Consider the following 25,737-nt stretch of genomic DNA (forward strand, 5'->3'; position numbering starts at 1 on the left):
AGGGTGTCGGATTGGTTGGCTTGTTGCGCCAGATTCACACCCAGTAATTAACCTGTAGCCTGCAGGGCCTTGCCCGTAGGCGAACCTGTCGGCGCGCCTGCAGAGCTGGTTCTTAAAGACCTTTTGACAGCGTTGTCACCGCGCGGTATGAAGAGATACGATACGGCCAGAAGCAAGATTAAAGACAAACCCGGACATTAAGTAAGGAGAGAACGATGGGTAACTGGTTGCGTTGGAGCAGTCTGTGGTTGGCGCTATTGGCTAGTGGAGCCTTGGCAGATAGTGGATCGGAGGCCCCGCCGGTCAGCCCCGATGAGATGGCAGTAATGGGCTATTACACCGGTGATGGTCGCGACCTCGCCCGATATGACTTTAATAAGCTCACGCACCTGATCTACAGCTTTGTGTATCTGGATGGTAACGAAATGGCATTTCGCGACGAGAACGCGAGAGCCTCCTATCGGCGCCTGTTGGCACTGAAAGCGCAGTATCCTCACCTCAGAGTGATGTTGGCTCTGGGAGGGTGGGGTGGGTGCGAACCCTGCTCGGACGTATTTTCCTCCGCAGAGAATCGACGCGCTTTTGCACAATCGGTGAAGACCGCGCTCGATGAAATCGGTGGAGATGGTCTCGACATGGATTGGGAGTACCCGTCTATCGAAGGGCATCCGGGCCACCCGTTCAAGCCGGAAGATCGCGACAATTTCACTGCGCTGGTGCGGCAGTTGCGCGCTACTTTGGGTCAAAACTATTTGATTACCGTTGCCGCCGGAGGCTTTGATGAGTTTCTGCAAAAGTCACTCGACTGGCAGGCGGTGACGCCGTTGATTAACAGCGTCAACCTGATGAGTTACGACCTGGTCAACGGCTTCAGCACCGTAACTGGCCACCACACACCACTCTATTCCACGGAGCGGCAGAAGCAGTCCACCGACAATGCGGTGCAGTTTCTTCTGAATGCCGGCGTTCCGGCGCAGAAAATCGTGATTGGTGCGGCGTTTTATTCCCGTGTCTGGGAAGGCGTAGAAAAGGGCAGTAACGGTCGCTATCAGAGCGGCAAGCATGTACCGGGATTGCGCTTTTCCCAACAGGGTGCGGAGTACCGGGAAGTGAATGGCTACAGCGTCTTTTGGGATGAGGAGGCCGGCGCGGCTTACGCCTATAACCCGGAACAAAAACGCTACGCGACGTTTGATAACCCGAAGTCAGTCGCGCTGAAAACGGAGTATGCGAAAAAGCTCGGGTTGGGCGGCATCATGTTTTGGGAATTGCCGGGAGACAGCGAAGAGGGAGTGTTACTCGACGCAATTTATTCCGCAAAAACCGCAGAATAGTAAGCTGTAGGAGCCTGCCCTGCAGGCGAACAGAGCGAAGTACGCACTAGAAGTGCGTACTAGATGCTGCGTTTGCCGGAGAGGTTCAGTGTGAGCTCCAGCAAGCCCGCCCAGGGATCCATTTCCTTGCCGCCTTTGATGGCGTTGTCGACTGCGCGGGCGCGGAGCAGGAAGTTTTGCAGGTGGCGGGGCCGCAGGCGTTGGCAGGCGGATTGGACCAGCGGCTGGCGTTTTTGAATGCGCACCAGGCGGTTGATTGGTTGGCCCTGGTCCAGTTTCTCCTGGGTTTCCAGTAGCGTGCGAATTTCGCGGGCGATGGCCCAGAGCACTACCGGGGCTTCGACGCCTTCGGCGCGCAGCCCCTGTAGTGTACGAACCGCGCCAGCGGCATCGGCGGCAAGGGCTTTGTCTATCAGGCCGAAGACGTCGTAGCGGGCGGAGCTGGCGACGGCATTATTCATGGTCTCGGCGGTGATAATGTTGTCGTTGGCCAGCAGCTTCAGTTTTTCGATTTCCTGGCTGGCGGCGAGCAAGTTGCCTTCCACCCGTTCGGCGAGAATCTGGATGGCTTCCGGCTCGGCGTCGAGGCCGTTCGCGCGCAGGCGCTGGTGGATCCAGCGGGGCATTTCCGAGGCGTCGACAGGCCAGATCTGAATCAGTACACCCTTGGCTTCCAGGGCTTTTACCCACTTGCTGTTCAGTTGCGAGCGGTCGAGGCGTGGCAGGACTAGCAGCAGCAGGGTTTCGTCGTTCGCCATGCTGGCGAATTCCTGTAGCGCTTTGCTGCCTTTGTCGCCGGGTTTGCCGCCGGGCAGGCGGAGTTCGATAATTTTTTTATCGGCGAACAGGGACATACTGCCAGCGGCGGAAAGCAGTTGCCCCCAGTCGAAGTTGTGTTCGCCGTGCAGCAGTTCGCGCTCGTTGAAATCGTGTTTGCGCGCGGCCTCGCGGATACTGTCGCAGCACTCCTGTACCAACAGCGGTTCGTCGCCGGTGACGACGTAGATGGGGGCGAGACCCTGGCGAAGGTTTTGCGCCAGTTGGCGAGGATTGATACGTGGCATCAGGGGGCTGCCGGATTATCGGTGACGGGAGCGCTGATCTCTATACGGCGCAGGCGGTCGATAATGCGGCTTATGAGCTCGCGGCGCATTTCTTCGCGCTGTAGGCGCTCTTCTTCGCCTTTACTCACCACTTCGGCGTCGTCCCACTCCAGTGTGCGGTAGACATCTGCCCGGGCTTGGGTGAGCAGGTCACGGCCGTTTTTATCTTGCACGCTGTATTCGGCACTGGTGATCAGTTCGTATTCGGAGGCGCGACCTCGGGCATCCACGGAGACGGTGCGTTTTTTCTCGATCTCTCGGTGAATGGTGAGGGTGAAATCGGCTTCGACCGGGTCTTCCGCGAGTGGCAGACCGCTGGTTTGCAGCAGGCGGGTGATGCTGTCGGCCAGTTCGCTTCTGGGGTCTTCGGTGGTGATGTAGAGCTTGCTGCCGGGGGGGAAGTTTTTCGGTGCGCCGCGGAGGTGCCAGCCACAGGCTGAGATTGCAACGGCCAGGATTATTGCGGTTATGCGGAGCACTGTATTTTTCATCTTGGTCCGGTGGTTTTTTGTCTTGTGGCGGACGGGCACCGGGTACAGGTTTTCAGGACCGCTGTGAACCCATCCCTGGGCGCTGCGGCGCAAACATCCTGTTTGCGACGCACCTGAAAACCTGTACCCGGCACCCGTCCTTCGCGTTTGGCTTTATTGCTTCGAAGCGAATTGAATTGGTTAATTGGCGACGATGTTGACCAGCTTACCCGGTACCACAATCACCTTGCGTACGGTTTTACCTTCGGTAAATTTCAGGACGTTTTCGTCCGCTAGTGCCATTTTTTCCAGCGCTTCTTTGTCCGCATCCGCAGGCACTTCCAGTTTCGCGCGCAGCTTGCCGTTGACCTGAATCACCAGGGTGATGCTGGAGCGGACCAGTGCTTTTTCGTCCACGGTCGGCCAGGGGGCATCGACCAGTTCGCTGGAGTTGCCGAGCGCATTCCACAGTTCGTGGCTGATGTGCGGGGTAACCGGGGCGAGGAGGAGGACTGCGGCCTGCAGTGCTTCGCGCTCGACGGCAAGGCCGTTGGCGGAATCGCGTTCGGCAACCTTGTTCACTTCATTCAGCAGTTCCATCACCGCGGCAACGGCGGTGTTGAAGGTCTGGCGGCGGCCGTAGTCGTCGCTGACTTTCTGGATGGTTTCGTGGGTTTTACGGCGCAGTTGCTGCTGCTTGTCGCTGAGATTGTTTACGTCAATCTCGCTGCTGCCATCGCCGGCTTCAATGTGGCTGTGTACGGTTTTCCACAGTTTGCGCAGGAAGCGGCTGGCGCCTTCGACACCGGAGTCGTGCCATTCGAGGGTCTGCTCGGGGGGCGCGGCGAACATGGTGAACAGGCGTACGGTGTCGGCACCGTATTCCTGCACGGTGGCGTGGGGGTCGATGCCGTTGCTTTTGGACTTGGACATTTTGACCACGCCGCCGGCGATGACTTCTTCACCAGTGGCGCGCTCGATGGCCTTGATCGGCTTGCCTTTTTCGTCGCGCTCGACATCTACGGCAGTGGGGGCAATCCAGGTTTTGTGGCCATTTTCTTCTTTGTAGAAGGATTCAGCCAACACCATGCCCTGGCACAGCAGGCGTTTGAAGGGCTCGTCACTTTTTACCAGGCCTTCGTCGCGCATCAGTTTGTGGAAGAAGCGCGCATACAGCAGGTGCAGGATGGCGTGTTCGATACCGCCTACATACTGGTCCACCGGCAGCCAGTAGTTGGCGCGGTCGGGGTCGAGCATGCCTTGTTCGAAGTCCGGGCAGGTATAGCGGGCGTAGTACCAGCTGGATTCCATGAAGGTGTCGAAGGTGTCGGTTTCGCGGGTGACTGCTTCACCGTTGTATTCGTCTTTGCACCATTCCGGATCTGCTTTGATCGGGGAGGTAACGCCGTCCAGCTCCACGTCTTCCGGCAGCAGAATCGGCAGTTTTTCCGCTGGTACCGGAATCTCGGTACCGTCGGCCTGGTTGAACATGGGGATGGGGGCGCCCCAGTAGCGCTGGCGGGAGACACCCCAGTCGCGCAGGCGGTAGTTGGTGGTGACGCGACCTTTGCCGGCGGCCTCTAAACCATCGGCGATGGCATTGAAAGCGGCATCGAAGTCGAGGCCGTCGAAGCCGCCGGAATTGACCAGCACACCTTTCTCGGTGAAGGCTTCTTTGTCGAGGTCGATGGTTTCGTCACCGGCGGGGGCGATCACCTGCTCAATCGGCAGGTCGTATTTCTTGGCGAATTCCCAGTCGCGCTGGTCGTGGGCAGGTACGGCCATGACGGCGCCGGAGCCGTAATCCATCAACACGTAGTTGGCGATCCACACCGGTACTTCTTCGCCGGTGAGCGGGTGGATGGCCTTGAGGCCGGTATCCATGCCTTTCTTGTCCATGGTGGCCATATCGGCTTCGGACATGGATTGCTTTTTACATTCGGCGATAAAGGCTTTCAGCTCTGGATTGCTTTCGGCCAGTTCCAGGGCGATCGGGTGCTCGGCGGCCAGAGACACGTAGGTCACACCCATCAATGTGTCCGGGCGGGTGGTGTAGACGTCGAAGTGGTCGACGCCTGCGATGGTTTTCGGCAGGGCGAAAGCCAGCTCGACGCCCCTGGATTTGCCGATCCAGTTGCGCTGCATGGTGCGCACCTGTTCCGGCCAGTCCGGCAGCTGGTCCAGGTCTTTCAGCAGTTCTTCGGCGTAGTCAGTGATCTTGATAAACCACTGGGCCAATTCGCGGCGCTCAACGGTAGTGCCACAGCGCCAGCAGGCACCGTCTTCTACCTGTTCGTTGGCGAGTACTGTGGCGTCGTGGGGGCACCAGTTCACCGCGGAGTTCTTTTTGTACACCAGGCCTTTCTTATACAGGCGGGTGAAGAACCACTGTTCCCAGCGGTAGTAAGAGGGCTGGCAGGTGGCCAGCTCGCGGGACCAGTCGAAACCGAAGCCGAGGGCTTTCAGCTGGCCTTTCATGTATTCGATATTGGAGTAGGTCCACTTGGCCGGTGCGGTCTTGTTCTGGATGGCGGCGTTTTCCGCCGGCAGGCCGAAGGCGTCCCAGCCCATGGGATGCAGCACGTTTTTGCCCTGCATGCGCTGGTAGCGGGAAATCACGTCGGTGATGGTGTAGTTGCGCACGTGCCCCATGTGCAGCTTGCCGCTGGGGTAGGGGAACATGGATAGGCAGTAGAACTTGTCCTTGGCGGGATCTTCCTTTACCTCGAAGCTTTTCTGCTCGGCCCAGTGGGCCTGGGCGGCGGCTTCGACTGCGGAGGGGTTGTACTGCTCTTCCATCTGTGGGGAACCTATACTCTGTGACTCGATCTATTGGAATGTTCCGAGCGAATACCGCCTGCGCGGTTCTGTCGGAAAACGGCGAATTATAGGAGGGATAGGGTGAGTAAGAAACCTAAAGCCGGCACGAATGCGACGCCGGAGGTGGATAACCCTGATCTGCTGCTGGATGATGAAAAATTGTCCGCCGGGCTGCGCCAGGAGCTGGAAGAGCTGGTTAGGGACGAACTGGCGGTAGAAAAGCTGACCGCCAACAAGGCCGCCTTCCTGAATGCCTGGCTGAAAGACGACCGGCACAGGGCCGCGGAGTACCTGGAAGACCTGGGTGGTGAGCTCAAGACTCTGGAGGAGCGCTACGGCGACTGGATGCTGGAGGCCGCCGACCCGACTAAGGCGGCCTGGCCGGCGCTGATGCATTGTATCCGCAAGGGCGAGCCCTGGGCCCTGGCCGGAGAAACCGTGGGTGAGGGTGAAGAGCTGCAGTGTCTCGGCTGCGGCTATCGCGCACTGCCGGATCCCGGCAGCCAGATCACCCCCTGCCACCGCTGTGGCTACGGCTGTTTCCGCCAGGTCACCGGCGGCCTCGGCGCAGGTTAATCGCACTGGCGGCACCGCAAACAACGGAACCTGAAATCACACACATTCTCGCTTCGCAACAGGATACCCGCTCCGTACGATGGAACTGCAAACTGCCCTGGCCACACTGATTATGCCGCCCTTTGCTCCGCTGGTGGGGCTGCTGATGGCCTTTGTATTCTGGTTTTTCCCGTCGTCGACGCCCGTCGCGAAACTGTCATTACCGCTCGCGATTCTGTGCTTCCTCACTCTGTGGATTTGCGCGACCCCTGTGTTTTCTGGCTGGTTAGGGCAGCGGCTGGCCAATCTGCAGGCGCCGGTTCCGGATCTCGAGCCGGCGGCGGTGGTGGTGCTGGGAGGTGGACGTTACCGGGATGCCGGTACAGGGGCCGAGCGGCTGTCGGCGGCGAGCCTGGAGCGCGTGGCTTGGGCAGTGGAGCAGGCGCCGGAAAAACTGCCTGTTCTGGTCTCCGGTGGGCGTGTTTACACGGGTGAAAAGGTGCCGGAAGCGGATCTGATGGCCGATGCCATGGAGAATCTGTTTCAGCGCCCGGTAACCTGGCGTGAGAATTGCAGTCGAACTACGGCGGAAAATGCCACGAATTCCGCGGCACTTTTGCACGACTCCGGCGTCGAAGGGGTGCTGTTGGTCACGCACTGGTGGCATATGCCCCGGGCTGCCGAAAGTTTTGCCCGTGCCGGTATCCAGGCACGGCCACTGGCGGTAGGTAGTGCCGGTGAGCTGGTACCCAGAGCCGAGAACGGCCTGTTGCGCTGGCTGCCCAGTGCGGCGGCGCTGATGCGAACCCAGGTGTACTGGCGGGAGTTGGTGGGAGACCAGTGGTACCGCTGGCGGGCGCTGCCCAAGCGGCGCAGCTGCTGACTCAGTAGCCGCATTCGTTCCGGATGGGTGCTTGATGCGCTCAGTATGAATAACTAGTATGTGCGCCCTCAGGGAAAGTTTCTTCTGAAACCTTGTTTTGAACCAGCGTTTGGAAGCTGACGGGTGCCTGGAGCTTTTGGAGACGAGCCCTGATGAATGGAACTCTTAATGTGAGCGATATCAGCGCCGCGCTACTGGCGGCGGCTTCGGCCGGATCGCATATAACAACATAAGAATAATCGAGGTAACGTTCAGATGGCGGGTATTCCTTCATCCTTTTCGCCCATTCAATTGCACAATCGCCTGAACCGTCCGGTATGGATCGGCTTCAAACTGGCCCGGCGGGGCAAGCGCCAGCTGGTTTTGCTTACCGGTGGTGATGACAGCGCGGCAAAATTGAGCAAGAACTTCGAGACCTTTGTTGGGCAGATCGTTCGCGAGTTCAAGCTGGATCCGGAGCAGACGGATTTCGTCGAGCTGCGTCAGGACAAGCGCGAGAGCGAAGCGGAAGCTAATAACTGGTTCCGCTGGCATGCGCACTGGGTAGGTTCTGCCCCCATGGACTGCAAGGCCGACCCGGTAACTTCGGACGCGGCCCGCAATTACCTGGAAGATGTGCTGACGCGCAACACCGCGGCAGCCTGAAGCCCAACGCCGAGATTAGATCGCCTGAGCCCGCTTTACGCGGGCTCTTTGCGTTTGGGTCTTGTGTTGCCGGGCTGGGAAGGCGGTTGGGCAGTGTGGGCCCCGGTGCTAGCGCGGCCTGGATGAGGGGTGCGCTTCACCATTTTCGTGGGAGGGGCCGAGCAGTTCGGCGAGTGCTTTTTCCAGGGTGGGGTACTGAAAGCTGTAACCACTATCCAGTGCGGTGCGCGGTTCCATCCTCTGGCTGGCGAGCAGGAGCTCGTTGGCCATCTCGCCGAACATCAGCCGTAATACCCATGCGGGTGTGCGCATCAGGCAGGGGCGGTGAAGCTGTTTGGCCAGCAGGCGTGAGAAGCTATTGTTGGTGACCGGTTCCGGTGCGCTGGCGTTAAATGGCACGCAGAGCTGCCGGTCGATGGCGTGGAGCATCAAGCCGACTATGTCTTCTTCGTGAATCCAGCTCATCCAGTGCTCGCCACTGCTCATCGGACCGCCCAGACCCAGCCGGAAGGGGGGCAGCATCTGTGCGAGGGCGCCGCCGCGGGTGGAGAGCACGATTGCGGTGCGCATGATCCCTACACAGATATCAGCCTGCTGCAGTGGCAGGGTAGCGGCTTCCCAGTCTTTGCACAGATCTGCGGCAAATCCACCGCCGGGGCCGCTGGATTCTTTCAGCAGGTCGCCGCCGCGATCGCCGTAGTAACCCACCGCAGAGCCGGACAGCACGTATTTGGGGCGCTGGCTCTGGGAAAGTATCCACTGCACCAGCTGGGCAGTGGTTTCCAGGCGCGAGCGGCGGATTTCCTGCTTGCGCGCGTTACTCCAGCGCTTGGCTATGGTTTCGCCTGCCAGGTTGACGACTACGTCCACCGGGCCTTCCACCTGCTGCAGGTCGCGTACGCCTTGGGCTGACTCGCCGCAGAGTTTGTGCACCTTGTCGGGTGACCGGCTCAGTACGGTCAGGCGATGGCCTCGCGCCAGCCATTTCGCACAAAATAGACGGCCTATCAATCCAGTGCCGCCAGTGATTAAGCAATGCATAAATCTGGCATCCGTGCCGCACATTGTTTGGTCTGTGCATGGAAAACATTTGCCCGGTTTCTGTGGCGCCGTGTGCTGTACGCGGCGGAACCGGGAGCGGGCCGGAATTCATGGGCCCGCCGGGCGAATTGAGCGGAACCAAACGGCAACGCCACCCTCTTCGCCGGGTGAATATCTCACGATAATAGCAGCCACCAAGACGATTGCGCGGAATGCCGGAAATAAATGCGGGGATTGGGTGAAGGCGAGTAATAGCAGGCGGCATACCGGGGCATACAACGCCCCGGCGGTGTACAAGCTGCTGCTACCGCTTCAGTCTGTTACTTCGGGGGTAAGCACCGTTTCGTTTTCGTCGGTGGGGCGGCGTTGTAGCAGTGCGGCGAACATCAGCATCAGGGCGGCCAGGGCAACGATTCCCCAGACTCCAATCACCATAAAGGGCGTATAACCGCTGCGGGATTCAACCTGACCGATCATGGTAGCCTGCTCAAACTGAGGCAGTTGTTCGGTAATGGTGCCGTCTGGAGCGACAATGGCGGTGACACCGGTGTTGGTGCCGCGCACAAGATAACGCCGTGTTTCCAGGGCGCGCATCTGCGCCATCTGCATATGTTGCAGGGGGCCAATAGAGCGGCCAAACCAGGCGTCGTTGCTCAGCGTCAGCAGCACGCCGGCGTCGCCGCTGCTTCGCGCCACCAGTTGCGGATAGACAATTTCGTAGCAGATCAACGGTGCCCAGTTTAGGCCGCCGGCCTGCAGGGGTTGCTGGCCCTCGGGCCCCGGGCGGATAAACGAGGTGGGCAGGTTGAAAAATTCAATGGTGCCGCGAATCCAGTCTTCCAGCGGCACATACTCGCCGAACGGGACCAGGTGGCGTTTGTGGTAAAGCTGCTGTTCCTGGCCGAACACCGCGGCGGAATTGTGTATCACCCGCCGGTAATCCTGTTCGGTGTCGTACAGAACACCGGTGATCAGGTCGGTTTGCGTTTCTTGGGCGTTGTTTTGCAGGGCTTCCATCAGGTTGGGTGCTTGATGGTACAGCAGTGGCAGCGCGGCCTCAGGCCAGATCACCAGGTCCACGTTTTCCCGGTGTAGCTCTAGGGTGGCGGACTGGTAGCGTCTGATCGTCTCGCCGCGAAACTCTGGTAGCCACTTTTTGTCCTGGGGGATGTTGGCCTGCACCAGCCCGACAGTTTTTGTGGTGCCGCTGGCCTGGGTCCAGTCCAGTTGTGACAGAATCAGGCCGGAGGGCCAGCTCAGCAGAGCAGTGGTAAGCAGCACCAGCGCTTGCGGGGACTTCCACGACGCGAAGGTACGGCGGATAAACAGTGCTGCGACGGCCGCAGAGAAAGCCAGCAATAGCCCGATCCCGTAGACGCTCAGCACCGGTGCCCAACCCGCAAGCCAGGTATGGGTGTGGCCGTAACCGGCGAACAGCCAGGGGAAGCCGGTAAACATCCAGGTGCGACACCATTCGCTGACAAACCAGAGTGCGGCAAACGCGAGGGCGAAGGACGCCGGGTTTGCGCGCAGGCGGGCGAGCAAGGGGAATGGCAGTGCAAACAACAGGGCCAGGATGCCGACAAAGGCACCGGTCAGCAGGACGCCGAGCAGCGGTGAGGAGTTGCCAAAATCGGTAATGGAGACATAGACCCAGGACCCGCCGGTGGCAAATAGCCCGACACCAAAGCAGAGTGCGAGCCAGTAGATCTGTTTACCACTGAGCCGTTTCTCGGCCCCATTGCGCCCCGGTGCCAGCAGCACCGCAAACAACCCCAGGGAGAGCAGGCTGCACCACCAGAGGTTGTACGGGGCGAAGGAGAGGGTGAGGAGGCCGCCGGCAAACAGGGCGGCCAGGGAAGGTAGGAGCGGTAAGAGTCGAGAGTTACGCATCAGCCATCTTCTTCAGCGGGCCTGTCAAAACGGCTGACTCGCAGCAGGTGAATCTGCCGGTTGTCGGCGTAAAGGACGCGGAATTTGAAGTCTCCCATCTTGGTCATTTCATCGCGTCCCGGCAGGTGGCCGAAGGACTGCATGATCAGGCCGCCAATGGTGTCGAACTCCTCGTCACTGAACTCGCACTCGAAGTACTCATTGAAGTCCTCGATGGGGGTCAGTGCCTTCACTACGAAATCGTTGTCGCTCACCTTGCGGATAAAGCTGTCCGCTTCTTCCTCATCGGTCTCGTCTTCAATTTCGCCAACGATTTCTTCGAGGATATCCTCAATGGTTACCACGCCCGAGACGCCACCATACTCGTCGATTACGACAGCCATGTGATAGCGGTTCTCGCGAAATTCTCGCAGCAAGATGTTCAGGCGCTTACTTTCGGGGATGATGTTGGCGGGGCGGATATGGTCTTCCAGGCGGAACTCGTCCACACCCTTCAGTACCAGCGGCAGCAGGTCTTTGGCGAGAAGAATGCCGCGGATATCGTCGATACTCTCACCCACCACCGGAAAGCGGGAGTGGCCGGATTCGATGATCTTGGGCAGAAATTCTTTCGGATGATCTTCAATGCTGACCACCACCATCTGCGAGCGCGGAATCATGATCTCCCGCACCTGCTGGTTGGACACATCCAGCGCCCCCTCGATGATGGACAGGGCTTCGGCATCTACCACCTTGTTTTCGGCGGCGTCCTTGATGATATCCAGCAGCTCATCGCGGGATTTGGGCTCTTGTGAGAAGGCACCCAGTATTTTCTCCAACCAGTTCTTTTCCCCCGATCGGGGGCGGTTGGAAGAGGAGCTACTTGGGGGTTCGTCGGTGGTCATGGATGTGGCCATACTCCGCGTTACTCGTCGGTTCCGTTTATCGTATTGTCAGCCCGCGCAGTTCGCGCCGGCTCGAATGTTGTGTCTTCTACAGGCTGGTAGGGATCACTGAATCCCAGCCCCGCCAGAATGCGGGTTTCGAGATTTTCCATGATCTCGGCCTCATCGTCTTCGATATGGTCGTAACCCAATAGATGCAGTGTGCCATGGACCACCATGTGTGCCCAGTGTGCAGAAAGGGCTTTGTGCTGCTGTTCCGCTTCCCTCGCCACGACCTGCGCGCAGATCACCAGGTCGCCCAGCAGGGGCAAACCCAGTTCTTCCGGTATGTCAGCGGGAAAGGAGAGCACATTGGTGGGTTTGTGTTTGCCGCGGTACTGGCTGTTGAGCGCCTGGCTTTCCTCTTCATCGACGATGCGCAGGGAAATCTCGGCTTCGGCGCGGTGCGCGCCCACGGCAGCGGCCGCCCAGCGGACGAGGTCTTGGTCGCCGGGCAGTGAAGAGAGGGAGGTGGCCCGCTGCACATCAAGGACGATGTCAGCGGGCGAGAGCGATTCGGGCTGGGCCGGCTGCTCGGGTTGGCTGGCGTTCATGGGCGCGGCGTCAGGCCGCATCTTCTCCAGAGGCCTTGCCTGCCGCCCGCAGTGCTGCGGCCTTGCGCGCTGCGCGCTCGGCTTCTTCTGCGGCTTCCACTTCTGCTTCGTGAATCCCGTAGGCTTCCACGATACGTTGCACCAGGGGGTGACGCACCACGTCTTTGGCACCGAAATGGGTAAAGCTGATGCCGTTTACGTTGTTTAGTACTTCAATGGCATGCTTGAGGCCAGAAGCCTGGCCGCGGGGCAGGTCGATCTGGCTCGGGTCGCCAGTGATCACTGCGGTGGAACCGAACCCGATCCGGGTCAGGAACATTTTCATCTGCTCGCGGGTGGTGTTCTGGCTTTCGTCGAGAATGACAAACGCATTGTTCAGGGTGCGTCCGCGCATATAGGCCAGCGGTGCCACTTCGATGACGTTGCGTTCGATGAGCTTGCCCACGGTTTCGAAGCCGAGCATTTCGTACAGGGCGTCGTAGAGTGGGCGCAGGTAGGGGTCGACCTTCTGGCTGAGGTCACCGGGCAGGAAACCCAGTTTCTCGCCGGCTTCCACTGCCGGGCGCACCAGCAGGATACGCTCCACGGAATCCTTGAGCAGGGCTTCCACGGCGCAGGCGACGGCCAGGTAGGTTTTACCGGTACCGGCGGGGCCGATGCCGAAGTTGATATCGTTGGTCTGTACCGCGCGCACGTATTTGCGCTGGTTGATACCACGGGGTCGCACGGAACACTTTTTGGTACGGATCAATACGACCTGGTCGCCTTCGCCGTCTTCCATCTGTTGCCTACCACTCACCAGCTCTTCAACCCCGGATTCCTGCAGGGCGAGGTGAATCTCGTCCGGCGTGAGGCTGTCTTTGCCTCCAGTTTCCTTGTACAGGTTGCTGATGATCTCTCCGGCCGCGCGGGCGGAATTGGCATCACCGTAAAAGGCAAACTGATTGCCGCGGTTGCGGATCTCGATTTCCAGTCGCTGTTCTATCTGGCGCAGGTGTTGATCGAATTGGCCACAGAGATTGGCCAGGCGGCGGGCGTCGTTTGGCTCAAGGGTGATGCTGTGAGCGAGGGCTTGTGTTTCCAAATTGGTTTCCATGCACCTTTTGTCTGGGGGTTCAGTCTGTAGGTTATACCCATTTCCCTCGTAGGGGAAAGGTCGGTTTGTGACGAATGGGTTCTAACCGGTATCGGGGCTTATAACAGGGGAGTATGACGGTTTGTGGTTGCCGGTATCCCGGCCACCAGTTTCGCCTGCGCAATCCTCCCTGGAGGAGCCTGCCTGCAGGCGAAAACCGGGTGTTCTCCTAGCTATCCAGCGGCCCGTCCAGCTCTGAAGCCACCAGCGTTCCACGCAGGGAGTTGGGCAGCGCTTCCTCAATCAGCACATCGGCAAATTTGCCGATCAACTCCATCTGGTCACAGCGGAAATTGACTACCCGGTTGTTTTCGGTGCGGCCCTGCAGTTGGCCCGGGTCTTTCTTGGAGACGCCGCTCACCAGTACCCGCTCCACATTGCCCACCATTCGGCGCGCGATCTCCGCGGCCTGCTGATTGATACGGTGCTGCAGCAGTTGCAGGCGCTGCTTCTTGATCTCTTCCGGGGTGTCGTCCGGCAGGTCGGCCGCCGGTGTGCCGGGGCGGGCGGAATAGATGAAACTGAAGGAGATATCGAAGCCCACATCCTGAATCAGCTTCATGGTGGCTTCGAAGTCGCGCTCGGTTTCACCGGGGAAGCCGATGATAAAGTCCGACGACAGGCAGATATCCGGGCGGATGGTCTTCAAACGGCGGATCTTCGATTTGTATTCCAGTGCGGTATGGCCGCGCTTCATCGCCATCAGAATGCGGTCGGAACCGCTCTGGACCGGCAGGTGCAGGTGGTTCACAAGCTGCGGGACTTCTGCGTACACATCGATCAGCGCATCGGAGAATTCTACTGGATGCGAGGTGGTGTAGCGGATGCGGTCGATGCCGTCGATGGCTGCCACATAGGTGATCAGCTCGGCAAAATCCACGATCTGGCCGTCTTCACCGGGCGCGCGATACGCATTGACATTCTGGCCCAGAAGATTGACTTCGCGGACTCCCTGGTCGGCCAGATGCGTCACTTCATCCAGCACGTCTGTTACCGGGCGGCTTACTTCCTCCCCTCGGGTGTAGGGCACCACGCAGAAGGTGCAGTATTTGGAGCAGCCTTCCATGATCGAGACAAACGCGCTGGCACCGTCCGCTTCGGGCTGGGGCAGGCGGTCGAACTTTTCGATTTCCGGGAAGGAAACGTCCACCACGATGGCGCCACTATCCTGCTTGCGGGTGTCCATCATTTCCGGCAGGCGGTGCAGGGTCTGAGGGCCGAATACCAGGTCGACATAGGGGGCGCGCTTGGCGATGGCCTCGCCTTCCTGGCTCGCCACACAGCCGCCGACGCCGATAACCAGCTCTGGATTCTTTTCTTTCAGGTGCTTCCAGCGGCCCAGTTGGTGGAACAATTTTTCCTGTGCTTTCTCGCGGATAGAACAGGTGTTCACCAGCAGTACATCGGCGTCTTCCGGGTCATCCGTGGGTACCATCTGGTGGGACTCGCCCAGCAGGTCCCGCATGCGCGCAGAATCGTACTCGTTCATCTGGCAGCCGTGGGTCTTGATGAAGAGCTTTTTCACCGGTTTTTCGGTCAGTTCGGAGGACTTCTCTGGGGACATGTTGCGCCTGGTCAAAAACTGGTCAATTTAAAAGGTGGGGCATTATACCGGCCGCCTCTGGGGCTGCATAGACGCCATCAAACTAGAGTGTTAATCTTCCGCGCTTTTTCGGGCCCGGCCCGGCTGCACACTAGAATTCACGGGGCTCACGTAACTTTCTTTGAAACCCTCTTTGAAATTCCCCGCCCCCATACCGAGCGATCTATGGCAAACCCAATCTACAAAGTCATTTTCCACAACCAGAATCAGGTGTTCGAGCTGTACGCCCGCGCGATCTACCAGAGCGAGATGTATGGCTTTATCGAAGTAGAAGAGTTCGTGTTCGGCGAAAAGTCCCAGCTGGTGGTAGATCCCAGTGAGGAAAAACTGAAAACGGAATTTTCTTCCGTGAAGCGCTCCTATATCCCCATGCACAGCATCGTGCGGATTGACGAGGTCGAAAAGGAGGGCGTTGGTAAGGTGCACGAAGTGAAAGGCGACAAGATTGCACAGTTTCCCTTTCCTTCACCCATGCGGCATCCCACCGATTCAGAGTGATGCATCCAAGAAAATATTGAAAAAAAAACGGGCCTCGCGCCCGTTTTTTTGTGCCTGCCGGCAGGGGCTATGACGCCTGGGCCTTTGTGTGCTGTTGAGAGGGGCGACAGGTGGACGATTTGCTGGCGCAGGTATCCCCACCTCGGCACGGTTTGTCGCAATCGCCACGGCGACAATTCCCAAGCGGCTATTCTGAAAGAGGGAATAGGGAAATTGCCTTCTGCCGCCGATTTTCCGATTCGCACCAAACCTAAAATGTAGTGGAAGTTTTTAGGTGACAGTATGACTTCAATACCGGCCACTAAAGCCGCCATCTCCGCCCTCAAAATTGAGCAGCGCGTCGAGCGCGATGTGAAAGCGGGCATCCCCGAACACGATCGCTCCAATCATACGGAAAGCGAAGAGAGCCTGCGCTCTTATGTGGTGCGCGAGATTATCGGCCGTGTGCACGAAAACCGTCAGACCGAGCTGGACAAGGAACTGGCGGACCGCAGCGAAGTAGAAATCCGCCAGCTGTTCCAGGACATGAAGAATACCGATGCGCTGGTGGACAAAAAAATCAGCAGCCGCATGGCCAGTCTTGTGGGCGGGCTCAAGCGAAGTGCGCAGGACTATTCTGCCCTGCGGATGGACCTGGAAATGTTCCGCAACCGCAATGGCCTCACCCGCGAAGCGGTTTACCGGGAGTCCCGGATCCTGCACCACTCGGTTATTTTCTTTATTGTTATTTTGGAAACGGTACTGAATGCGTTTTTCCTGTCCAAAGGCAGTGACCTGGGGCTTGTGGGTGGCTTCTTTCAGGCGTTCATCATCTCCCTGATCAATCTCGGTTTCGCTGCATTTATGGCGTTCTCTCTGCGCAATTGCTTTCACCAGAATCTCGCCAGGAAGGTTGGAGCAGCGCTGCTGTGTATGTCGGTGTTGGCAGTGGCCACCACGTTTGTACTGGGTGTGGGCCACTACCGGGAGGCGCTCGAGCAGAATCCGTTTACGGCCTCGCAACTGGCGATGACCAGTTTATGGAATCAGCCCCTGGCTATTCAGGATTTCAATTCCTGGATCATGGTGGTGGTGAGTGGCATTGCCCTGATTTTGCTGACGGCCAAATTTTTTGTCGTGGACGACCGCTACCCGGGTTACACGGCGATTACCAGGCGGGTACGCGCGCTGCAAAAGTCCTGGGGAGAAGCCTTTGAGGACGCGGTTGAGAGCGTCAACGAGTTGGGAGAAGAGGTGCACGAGATACTGGCAGACCGGGAAAAAACGATCCGTGCCCAGTTTATCCAGTTCAAGGCGAGCATCGAACGCAGTGAAGAGATTCATCGTCACTACCACGAAGATATCGTCAAGGCGCAGGGATTGCTGGACGAGCTGATTCGTTATTACCAGTCGTACTCCGCACGCATGCTGAACCGTCGCGCCGCCTATTTTGGCGAGTTGCTGCGCTTTGAGCTGGACAAGCTGCCGCGGTTGAATACCACCGGGCTGGAGCAGCATCAGCGAGACCTGGCCGCGTTCGAAGCGTTGATGGCGGAACTGGATAATGTATATACCGGCGCGATCGACACGGTGAATGCGCGCTGCGAGTCGCTGCAGCAGGATCTCGCAGCGCTGGTGGACAAGCTTGAGCTGGATTACGGTCTGCGGAGAGCGTAATGACCATGTTCGGAAAAAGAAGCAAACGCAACACGTCAGCTCGACGCCGCCGAATGTCTCGCGAAGACCGGCGGGGCGTTGCGGTATTTTCTCTGTGTGTTCTGGCGCTGGCAGGGCTGGGTTTTTTCGCCCTGGATGTGGTGCGGGCACCGGAGCGTGACTACGACAAGGTCACCCTGTGTAACCCGAGCCTACCGCGCTTTTCTCAGCATATTGTGGTCATTGACGCGTCGGATACTCTGTCGCCCCACCAGACACATTTTCTCGATACTCACCTGTCGGACCTGCTGGCGTCCGCAGCGGTGAACGACCGCTTCTCGATCTTTGTACTCGACGACCATTACAACGGCCTGTCCAATCCTGTGGTGGACCTCTGCAAACCCCATTCCGGGGAAGATGTGAGTGCACTGACAGCCAATCAGCAGTTTGTGCAGACGCTCTACCGCGAGCGCTTCGAGCAGCCGCTGGACCAGGCCATCAGCCGCGCGGTGTCCGGTGGCGAGCAGCCGGTATCACCCATTTATGAGGCGCTGTCCGATGTGGCGGCGCTGAATCATTTTGACCCGGCGGCAGAAAACGTCCATCTCACTATCGTCAGCGACATGATCCAGAATTCCCGCGCAGGCTCCGTATTCAAGCGCGGATCTGCGGCCATCGACCAGCTGCCGTTGATCGACCTGCGCCGTGCGCGCACCCGGGTTTTCTGGTTGGACCGGGAAAAGTACCAGCGCTACCAGACCGCCGAGTTGCAAGCCAGCTGGCAGGACTATCTGGGCAGTGTTTCCAGGCTGGAGCAGATCCAGCGGGTACGGGATTAGAACTCAATTCTCCGATTTCGCCCTATCTGTCACCAAAATCCTTGCCGCGGTGCCATTGAAACAGAAGCTTCAAGAAACAGCCGTCGGTTTGTAAAAAAACTCACGCAAAGTTCCTCTCATCCAATGGCCGCAACCAATGATGGGACTTGCCAATGAGTAATCGATATCGCGCATTGTGGATTTCTGATGTTCACTTGGGTAGCCGCGACAGCGAGCCCCAGCGGCTGGCGGACTTCCTCGCCCAGAATACCGCAGATACGGTGTACCTGGTGGGCGACATCTTCGATATGAAGGCCATGTCCCAGGGCAAGGGCAGCTGGTGCCACGCCTCCAGCCTGCTGCTGGAAATGCTCTCCGACCTGAGTACCCGGGTACCGGAAATCATCTACGTCCCCGGCAACCACGATGCGCCCATGCGCAGCTGGGCGGGCAAGCGATTGGGCAATATCCGCATTGAGCGCGAGTGGACCCATACTGCCGCTGATGGCAAACGCTACTGGGTGACCCACGGCGACCAGTTCGAACATCACATCGAGATCAATCCTGTCAGTTACCACATCGGCGATCACAGTTATTACCTGATGCTGCGATTCAATCGTTGGATCAATTACTGGCGCAGTCGCTTCGACAAGCCCTGGTGGTCCCTGGCCAACCACGTCAAAAACCGCGTACACGCGGCGCGCAAGATGATGAACAAGTTTGAAGAAGTGGCGATCCGCGAGACCGGACGCCGCGGCTACGACGGTGTCATCTGCGGGCATATCCACCGCGCCGGTATCCGCCACAGTGCGGCACCAACCGAGTTGCCAAAAGAGCCAGCGGCAGCGCCTGTGGAAAAGAGCCCGGTAACCTACGCCAACTGCGGCGACTGGGTGGACTCCATGACTGCGATCGTGGAAGAAAAAAATGGTGCGTTGGATGTATTGCACTGGCACCGCACGCCGAAAATTGCCCGCATCATGACCGAGGCCGTTGCCGCATGATCCAGCTTGAAAACCTGTTGCAGAAAAACCCCTGGTACAGTGTCGCGCCGAAAAGCCCGGCGCGCCGACTGGTGTCCGCCACGGTAAAAAAAATCTGCTGCGAGCAGCAGTTGCAGAAACTGGGCCGCGACTTCCCGCATCTTGGCGGGCTCGACTTTATTCGACAGCTATTCCGCTCCTTCGATTTCCGTTACGACGTGACACCCGCAGAACTGGAACGCATTTCCAAAGACGGACCACTCGTGATTGTCTCCAATCACCCCCTTGGCAGCCTGGATGGGTTGGCGTTGATCGATCTGGTGGCGCGGGTACGCAAGGATGTAAAAGCGGTAGCCAGCCAGCTATTGTGGAATATCGAGCCCCTGCGCAGTTATCTTCTGCCGGTAGACAACTTTAACGGCCGCACCCGGCGGGAAGATGTGGAAGGTATCTACGACCACCTGCGTGCCGGTGGTGCGATCATTGTATTTCCCGCAGGAGAGGTGTCCCGCCTGACTCCGCAGGGCGTGCGCGACGGTCGTTGGAACCCCGGTTTTATTCGCTTTGCGGAAAAGACCAATGCACCCATCCTGCCGGTGCAGGTGCGCGGCAGGAATTCCCTGTGGTGGTACGGCCTGTCCATGGTCAACAAGCCACTGTCCACCCTGTGGCTGGTGCGCGAGATGTTCAAACAGGTGCGCAAAGGCATCGACATTCGTATCGGCACTCCAGTTACCCCGGAGCACTACCGCAGCTGGCCCATGGCGCCGCGGGCGCAGGCAAAATTGTGGAAGAATCAGGTTTACCGGCTGCATAAAAACCCGCAGGGCCTGGCGCCGGAACCTGTTGCTGCGGCCGAAGCGAACACAGAGGTAGCCGCGATACTGGCCGACTGTGAGACCCTGGTGACACACAGTGAATTCGAGGTGAAGCTCTACAGTCAGCGCGCAGATTGCCCGGTAATGCGCGAACTGTCCCGCCTGCGGGAAATCGCTTTTCGCGCGGTGGGCGAGGGCACAGGATACAGCCGCGACTGGGATGCGTTCGATGCCTATTACGACCACCTGTTGCTGTGGGACAAGGAGCGCCAGCAGATCGCCGGCGCCTACCGTCTGGTCAGCACCGAGGGGCTAGCCGCAGACAGAATCTACAGCACCACCCTGTTCAACTATTCCGGCTCACCGGAAGAGTGCCTGCCGCGTTCCGCAGAGTTGGGACGCAGCTTCCTGCTGCCGGAATACTGGCGCAGTCGCGGCCTGGACTTGTTGTGGTGCGGTATTGGCCAGTGGATCCAACGCAATAACTGCCGCTTCCTGTTCGGACCGGTGTCCATGCCTGGCAACTTCTCCCGCCGTGCCAAGTCCGCCATCGTGCGCTACTTCCTGCACCACTTCGCCACCGAGAAACCCATGGGCAATGCGCGGCTGCCGTTTGTTGAAGCCCGTGCGGATTTACCGGAACTTTGCGGTGAGGCGCACGAAGATATGTTGCAGCTGAAACAGATCCTGAAAGAAGAGGGCGTGGTACTGCCGCCGCTGTTCAAGAAATATGCCGCGGTTACCCTACCCGGCGGCACCAGCTTCCACGCTTTCAATATCGACCCGGATTTCTGCGATTCCGTAGACGGACTGGTGGTGGTGGATCTGGAAAAAATGGATCCCAAGTTTGCCAAGCGGTATCTCGCAGACGCGTGAGAAAAGGATGCGTTGAACCGGCGCAATCATAATTACGGAATCCCGTATTTGTCCGCCAGGCGGTCGATATCTTTCTGTGAGCGCCGGTTGATGGTGCACTTGATTTTGAAGCGCTGAGTGACATTACTGTCGATATCACCTGGAAGCAGGTCTTTTTCTTCCCAGCAGCTGTCGCCTCTTTGCACAAACATCCCGGTGTTTGTGGTGAACTCCGTATCCCGTGAACGAACCTGCCGTACCCTGTTGCGCTCACCCTTCAGCTTATTAACCATTCTCGGGTCAAAAACCGTTGAGCGAGTTTTGGCTCCGGGAATGGGCTGTACCGCTTGGGGTGGCTCTGGTGAAGCCTCCACATTACCCATATCCATAGTCTGCACGGGGCTCTTTATCGGCGCTGCCGCTGGTGCCACTTCTTGCCTTGATTTTCGTGTGCTGGCCCGAGGCGCGCTTGATTCAACAGCCATCGTTTCTGGGTTCTCTGTTTTAGCGGCGTCATTCGGCGTTTGGGCGGGGTGCGTTTGCGTTTCTATTGGCGGAGTGGGCGCAGTCAACGTGATCTGGAATCTTGACGGATCTTTGATGTGCGCGGTGTCGGGTGAGTAGGGCAGGAGCAAGAATACAGCGTGCAATATCAGTGCGAATGCAAGGCCGGCGAGGAGCGGCCTGGTGCTGTCACTGTTCGCCTGGGGGGATAGGTTTTCTTCAATGGCGGGTGACACAGGCCGATTTCACAAAGGGTTGCAGCGGTAGTGTGGGCAAAAAGCGATTCTGCTTCAATTTGGACTGGCCTTATCTGCAGGAGTTCCTCGGTACTCTCAGTCAAATATCAGTCAAATATGAGCCAACGGCAGCCAACGATACCGGTATATCCGGCGCCTCCTTCCCTTTGAAGTCTTGCCGTTCTGTTACGCTTGAGGTTTCTGTCTCAATCTTTCCCGCCCAGGATAAAACACATGAAACGGTGGTGGTCGAAAGGAGTACCCGGATTCCTGCTGCTTGTGCTGGCGCAGGTTTTTTCTGCTTGCGGTTTCGCGCAATCGGCAGAGGGCCCAGCAGCGAACGATGGGGAAACGCACCCGCACATTGCCGAGCTGTCTATTGATGGTCCTATCGGCCCCGCTACTACGGATTACCTGATCCGCACCAGCGAAACCGCCCGCGAACAGGGCGCGCGGCTATTTATCATCACCCTGGATACCCCCGGAGGCCTGGATGCTGCGACCCGGGACATCATCCAGCATATTCTCGCCTCCGATCTTCCTTACGTGACCTATGTGACCCCTGCTGGCGCGCGGGCGGCCAGTGCGGGCACTTATATTTTGTACGCCAGTCATGTGGCGGCGATGACACCATCCACCACACTGGGGGCGGCGACCCCGGTGCAAATTGGTGGTGGTGGCATGCCCGGGCAACAACCGCCGGAACCAGACGAAGCGCATAAAAAATCGGAGGGCGATAGCAAGGAAGAGGCGCAGCCCGACGGGGGTTCCGAAAGCAAGCCGGGTTCTGCGATGGAGCGGAAAGTCATCAACGACTCGGTGGCCTACATTCGCGGCCTGGCAAATCGTCACGGGCGCAACGCGGACTGGGCCGAACAAGCGGTGCGCGATGCGGCGACGCTGACTGCGAAAGAGGCGCTGGCTGAAAATGTGATCGACGTGGTAGCCGACAACCGCGAACAGCTCCTCGCACAACTTCCCGGGCGCGAAGTACTGCTTGCGAGCGGTGCAGAACAGGTTACCGCGGATACCGCAAAGCTGCCGGTAGTGGCCTATGCACCGGACTGGCGCAATGAGCTACTTTCCCTGATTACCAACCCCCAGGTGGCCTACATCCTTCTGTTAGTAGGTATTTATGGCCTGATTTTCGAGGGCTATAGCCCTGGCGCCATCGTGCCCGGTGTAGTGGGCGTCATTTGCCTGCTACTGGCGTTTTACGCACTGCAGGTACTGCCTATCAATTACGTCGGACTGGCGTTGATTATCGTGGGGGCACTGCTGATCGCAGCGGAGCTGTTTGTGCCGAGTTTTGGCGCACTGGGAATTGGCGGTGTGGTGGCGCTGGTGATCGGCTCAGTGATGCTGATCGACAGTGATGTGCCGGGCATGCAGGTATCGAAAGGTTTGATTGGCGGGATTGCCGGCATCAGCGGCCTGGCGCTGCTTGGCATTCTGTACGCGGTGGGCCACAGCCTGCGCAAGCCCAAAATTGCAGCCAATCAGGCGATGGTGGGCCGCACTGCGGTGGTGACGGAAGTGGAGCCAGCGTTGCTGGTAAAAGTCGATGGAGAAATCTGGCGCGCCCACTGTGACAATCTGCTTACCGAAGGGCAGTTGGTACAGGTGATTGGGGAGCAGGGTTTGATGTTGCAGGTACAACCGGAATAGGGAAAGGCGGGAGCGAGTTTATGATCAGTTATTTTGCGAGTCTGTTAGCGCTGGCGGTGGTATTGCTGGTGATGTACGCGATCCGGGTTTTGCGGGAGTACGAGCGCGCGGTGGTATTTTTTCTCGGGCGTTTCCAGTCAGTAAAGGGGCCGGGGTTGATCATCATCATCCCGGTCCTCCAGACCATGGAGCGGGTGGATCTACGCACGGTGGTTATGGATGTGCCGACACAGGATGTCATCAGCCGGGACAACGTGTCGGTGAAGGTGAATGCAGTGGTGTATTACCGTGTGATCGATCCACAATCAGCGATCATCAATGTGGAGCACTACGATGAGGCGGTCAGCCAGCTTTCACAGACCACGTTGCGTTCGGTGTTGGGTAAGCATGAGTTGGATGAAATGCTTTCCGAACGGGACAAGCTCAACGTGGATATCCAGAAAATTCTGGATGAGCAGACGGATGCCTGGGGCGTGAAAGTGACGAATGTGGAAATCAAACACATTGATCTCGACGAGAGCATGATCCGGGCGATTGCCAAGCAGGCGGAAGCGGAACGTTCGCGGCGGGCCAAGGTGATTCACGCGGATGGTGAAGCGCAAGCGGCGGTGAAGCTCACCGAGGCGGCGCAGGAGCTTTCAAAGAACTCCAATGCCATGAGCTTGCGCTATATGCAGACATTGATCGATATCGCCGGGGAGCAGAACTCCACGATTGTGTTCCCGTTGCCGATGGATTTGATCAAACCGTTGCTCGAGAAGCAGGTTAAGGGAGAACGTTGAATCGAGCAGGGGGTACGCCGGCGTGCCCCCTGCCTGCTGAAGATAGACTTACTTCAGAAGCTTTTTGAGGAGGTGGGCGGTGGAGCCATCCCAGTCCTCAGGAATCTCTCCCTCAATCGCCTCGTGCACCGCATTGCCGAGTACCTTGCCCAACTCTACGCCCCACTGGTCAAACGGATTGATATCCAGCAGGCAGCCAAAGGTAAACACCTTGTGCTCGTACAGGGCCAGCAGGCTGCCCAAGTGGAACGGGTCTAGCTTTTCCAGAATGAGTGTATTGCTCGGGCGGTTGCCCGGAATCACTTTGTGCGGTGCTAACCGGTGAACCTCTTTGTGCGTGTGGCCAGAGGCTTCCAGCTCCTTGCGTGCTTCCGCCAGGGATTTCCCCTTCAGCAGCGCCTGACTCTGGCTCAGGCAGCAGGCCAGCAACCACCGGTGCTGCTCTTTTAGTTCTGACGTCGGCTCCTTGATGGCGACAAAGTCCGCCGGAATCATATCCGTGCCCTGGTGCAGCAACTGGTGGAAAGAGTGCTGGCCATTACTGCCTTCTGCACCCCAGATCACACTGCCGCTCGGATAGGGCAGCGGCTGCCCGTCGCGGGTCACGCTCTTGCCCAGGCTCTCCATATCCAGCTGTTGTAACCAGGCCGGGAATTTCGCAAGGCGCTGGGCGTAGGGGAGCACCGCCAGGCTGCCTGTGTTCCAGCACTGGCGATACCAGAAGTGGATCAGGGCCATGAGTACCGGCAGATTCTCCGCAAATTCCGCCTCGGCAAAGTGGGTATCCATGGCGTTGGCACCTTTCAGCAGGTCGCTGTAGGCCTTAAAGCCGCAGGCCAGCGCAATGGGCAGGCCAATGGCGGACCAGAGTGAATAGCGCCCACCCACCCAGTCCCACATGGGGAAAATATTCTGCGCGGCGATACCGAAATCCTGTGCCGCCACTATGTTGCTGCTCACCGCCACGAAGTGTTTTTCCAGGTCGGGTTCAGCGCAGCCTGCGTCGAGCACCCACTGGCGGGCTGAGAGCGCGTTCTGCCGGGTTTCCAGGGTGGAGAAAGACTTCGAGGCAACGATAAACAAAGTCTCGTCAGCGGGCAGTGTGGCGATGGTGTCGCTCAGGTCGGCGCCGTCGACATTTGCCACGAAGTGCACGGTGAGGTCGTCTTTGTGCCAGGGGCGCAGTGCTTCACAGACCATGCGCGGGCCCAGGTCAGAGCCACCGATCCCGATATTGACCACGTGGCGGATACGCTTGCCGCTAAAACCGGTCCAGGCACCGCTGTGTACCTGCTCGACAAACTTTTCCATCTGCACACGGCAATCCGCTACGGCCTGCTCGTGCTCTGTCTGTGGTTCCCCCTGGAAGCGCAACGCGGTATGCAGCGCCGGGCGGTGTTCGGTGTTATTGATGGGGGTGCCGCTCAGCAGTGCCCGGATACGATCTTTCAGTGCTGCGGTATCGGTGTATTCCAGCAGCAGTTGCAGAGTTTCTGCGCTGAGCAGATTCTTGCTGTAATCCAGGTAAATGCCTGCGGCTTCAACGCTGAAGCCCCGTGCCCGGTCCGGTGTGGCCGCGAACAGCTCTCTCAGTGACCAGCGGTGCTGGTCTTTATGTTGTTGCAGTTTGGAAATGGCGGCAGACAGGGGGAGAGCATCCATGGTCAAAAGTTCTTCGCTGACAGTGAAAAGGAAAGGCGCAAATATTAACGGCAATTGACCTGTGCGGCCAGTTTGAGAGACGAATTCGGTCGTGGCAGACAAGGATATACAGCGGTGCATCAATACCGTGCAATGGGTGTTCAATATTGAAGCGGAGTGGGCTGGAGGTCGGCGGTATAGCTGGAGCAGGTCAGGTAGCGAAAGCGGGAGAGCGAAACAGGACGATACCTCTCAGGGGCGTTTTTGCCGCTGGAAAATTCCCGGATCCAGAAATGCAAAATGCCGCTTCGAAAAGCGGCATTTGCATGGACCTGGAATG

The 25,737-nt window shown here is 58.5% G+C and carries 22 protein-coding genes; 11 read left to right on the top strand and 11 right to left on the bottom strand.

Annotation, left to right across the window (positions count from 1 at the left end; all coding sequences use genetic code 11):
- Window positions 1–215: 215 nt before the first annotated feature.
- Complete coding sequence (locus Q1A74_RS00835) at window positions 216–1,334, top strand: glycoside hydrolase family 18 protein (RefSeq protein ID WP_299591464.1); 1,119 nt, start codon at window positions 216–218, stop codon at window positions 1,332–1,334.
- Between the two features lie 59 nt (window positions 1,335–1,393).
- Here Q1A74_RS00835 and holA read toward each other — a convergent pair whose 3' ends face one another.
- From holA to leuS, 3 genes are all read right to left on the bottom strand, one after another.
- Window positions 1,394–2,398: a DNA polymerase III subunit delta gene (gene holA, locus Q1A74_RS00840; protein ID WP_299591466.1), complete on the bottom strand. Its 1,005-nt coding sequence runs from the start codon at window positions 2,396–2,398 to the stop codon at window positions 1,394–1,396.
- Window positions 2,398–2,916: an LPS assembly lipoprotein LptE gene (lptE, locus tag Q1A74_RS00845; RefSeq protein ID WP_299591469.1), complete on the bottom strand. Its 519-nt coding sequence runs from the start codon at window positions 2,914–2,916 to the stop codon at window positions 2,398–2,400. The genes holA and lptE overlap by 1 nt, the downstream gene beginning before the upstream one ends.
- A gap of 192 nt (window positions 2,917–3,108) precedes the next feature.
- The gene (gene leuS / locus Q1A74_RS00850) at window positions 3,109–5,706 is read right to left on the bottom strand and encodes a leucine--tRNA ligase (protein ID WP_299591471.1); all 2,598 of its coding nucleotides are present in this window, start codon (window positions 5,704–5,706) and stop codon (window positions 3,109–3,111) included.
- A 102-nt stretch (window positions 5,707–5,808) separates the two neighbouring features.
- On the opposite strand from leuS, the gene Q1A74_RS00855 reads away from it, so the two are divergent.
- The 3 genes from Q1A74_RS00855 (at window position 5,809) to Q1A74_RS00865 (ending at window position 7,810) form a co-directional block, all read left to right on the top strand.
- A complete protein-coding gene (locus Q1A74_RS00855) occupies window positions 5,809–6,303 on the top strand; it encodes a hypothetical protein (RefSeq protein ID WP_299591473.1) in 495 nt (164 codons plus the stop codon).
- A 79-nt stretch (window positions 6,304–6,382) separates the two neighbouring features.
- On the top strand, window positions 6,383–7,165 hold the full coding sequence (locus tag Q1A74_RS00860; protein ID WP_299591475.1) for a YdcF family protein: 783 nt from the start codon (window positions 6,383–6,385) through the stop codon (window positions 7,163–7,165).
- Between the two features lie 255 nt (window positions 7,166–7,420).
- Window positions 7,421–7,810 (top strand): hypothetical protein, encoded by a 390-nt coding sequence (locus Q1A74_RS00865; protein WP_299591477.1) that lies wholly within the window; start codon window positions 7,421–7,423, stop codon window positions 7,808–7,810.
- Window positions 7,811–7,918: 108 nt separating this feature from the next.
- Here the strand turns inward: Q1A74_RS00865 and Q1A74_RS00870 are convergent, their stop codons facing one another.
- The 6 genes from Q1A74_RS00870 to miaB form a co-directional block, all read right to left on the bottom strand.
- Window positions 7,919–8,851: a TIGR01777 family oxidoreductase gene (locus Q1A74_RS00870; RefSeq protein WP_299591479.1), complete on the bottom strand. Its 933-nt coding sequence runs from the start codon at window positions 8,849–8,851 to the stop codon at window positions 7,919–7,921.
- 312 nt (window positions 8,852–9,163) lie between these two features.
- A complete protein-coding gene (lnt, locus tag Q1A74_RS00875) occupies window positions 9,164–10,744 on the bottom strand; it encodes an apolipoprotein N-acyltransferase (RefSeq protein WP_299591481.1) in 1,581 nt (526 codons plus the stop codon).
- The gene (locus tag Q1A74_RS00880) at window positions 10,744–11,640 is read right to left on the bottom strand and encodes an HlyC/CorC family transporter (RefSeq protein WP_299591483.1); all 897 of its coding nucleotides are present in this window, start codon (window positions 11,638–11,640) and stop codon (window positions 10,744–10,746) included. The genes lnt and Q1A74_RS00880 overlap by 1 nt, the downstream gene beginning before the upstream one ends.
- Window positions 11,641–11,648: 8 nt before the next feature.
- Window positions 11,649–12,221, bottom strand: coding sequence for an rRNA maturation RNase YbeY (ybeY, locus tag Q1A74_RS00885; RefSeq protein ID WP_299591485.1), 573 nt, complete (start codon window positions 12,219–12,221; stop codon window positions 11,649–11,651).
- 10 nt (window positions 12,222–12,231) lie between these two features.
- Window positions 12,232–13,317 (bottom strand): PhoH family protein, encoded by a 1,086-nt coding sequence (locus tag Q1A74_RS00890; RefSeq protein WP_299591487.1) that lies wholly within the window; start codon window positions 13,315–13,317, stop codon window positions 12,232–12,234.
- Window positions 13,318–13,525: 208 nt separating this feature from the next.
- The gene (miaB, locus tag Q1A74_RS00895; protein WP_299591489.1) at window positions 13,526–14,920 is read right to left on the bottom strand and encodes a tRNA (N6-isopentenyl adenosine(37)-C2)-methylthiotransferase MiaB; all 1,395 of its coding nucleotides are present in this window, start codon (window positions 14,918–14,920) and stop codon (window positions 13,526–13,528) included.
- 204 nt (window positions 14,921–15,124) lie between these two features.
- On the opposite strand from miaB, the gene Q1A74_RS00900 reads away from it, so the two are divergent.
- The 5 genes from Q1A74_RS00900 (at window position 15,125) to Q1A74_RS00920 (ending at window position 20,587) form a co-directional block, all read left to right on the top strand.
- A complete protein-coding gene (locus Q1A74_RS00900; protein ID WP_299591491.1) occupies window positions 15,125–15,457 on the top strand; it encodes a DUF1820 family protein in 333 nt (110 codons plus the stop codon).
- 282 nt (window positions 15,458–15,739) lie between these two features.
- Window positions 15,740–17,113, top strand: coding sequence for a hypothetical protein (locus tag Q1A74_RS00905; RefSeq protein ID WP_299591493.1), 1,374 nt, complete (start codon window positions 15,740–15,742; stop codon window positions 17,111–17,113).
- A 53-nt stretch (window positions 17,114–17,166) separates the two neighbouring features.
- A complete protein-coding gene (locus Q1A74_RS00910; RefSeq protein ID WP_299591495.1) occupies window positions 17,167–17,931 on the top strand; it encodes a hypothetical protein in 765 nt (254 codons plus the stop codon).
- Between the two features lie 152 nt (window positions 17,932–18,083).
- Window positions 18,084–18,914 (top strand): UDP-2,3-diacylglucosamine diphosphatase, encoded by an 831-nt coding sequence (locus tag Q1A74_RS00915; RefSeq protein WP_299591497.1) that lies wholly within the window; start codon window positions 18,084–18,086, stop codon window positions 18,912–18,914.
- Window positions 18,911–20,587: a GNAT family N-acyltransferase gene (locus Q1A74_RS00920; protein WP_299591499.1), complete on the top strand. Its 1,677-nt coding sequence runs from the start codon at window positions 18,911–18,913 to the stop codon at window positions 20,585–20,587. The genes Q1A74_RS00915 and Q1A74_RS00920 overlap by 4 nt, the downstream gene beginning before the upstream one ends.
- 32 nt (window positions 20,588–20,619) lie before the next feature.
- On the opposite strand, the gene Q1A74_RS00925 is transcribed toward Q1A74_RS00920, so the two are convergent.
- Window positions 20,620–21,306: a hypothetical protein gene (locus Q1A74_RS00925; RefSeq protein WP_299591501.1), complete on the bottom strand. Its 687-nt coding sequence runs from the start codon at window positions 21,304–21,306 to the stop codon at window positions 20,620–20,622.
- Window positions 21,307–21,540: 234 nt separating this feature from the next.
- On the opposite strand from Q1A74_RS00925, the gene Q1A74_RS00930 reads away from it, so the two are divergent.
- The gene (locus Q1A74_RS00930) at window positions 21,541–22,974 is read left to right on the top strand and encodes a nodulation protein NfeD (RefSeq protein ID WP_299591503.1); all 1,434 of its coding nucleotides are present in this window, start codon (window positions 21,541–21,543) and stop codon (window positions 22,972–22,974) included.
- A 20-nt stretch (window positions 22,975–22,994) separates the two neighbouring features.
- A complete protein-coding gene (locus Q1A74_RS00935) occupies window positions 22,995–23,756 on the top strand; it encodes a slipin family protein (RefSeq protein WP_299591505.1) in 762 nt (253 codons plus the stop codon).
- Window positions 23,757–23,804: 48 nt separating this feature from the next.
- On the opposite strand, the gene pgi is transcribed toward Q1A74_RS00935, so the two are convergent.
- On the bottom strand, window positions 23,805–25,418 hold the full coding sequence (gene pgi, locus Q1A74_RS00940) for a glucose-6-phosphate isomerase (protein ID WP_299591507.1): 1,614 nt from the start codon (window positions 25,416–25,418) through the stop codon (window positions 23,805–23,807).
- Window positions 25,419–25,737: the final 319 nt, after the last annotated feature.

The sequence above is a fragment of the uncultured Microbulbifer sp. genome (assembly GCF_947504145.1).
GTDB lineage: Bacteria > Pseudomonadota > Gammaproteobacteria > Pseudomonadales > Cellvibrionaceae > Microbulbifer.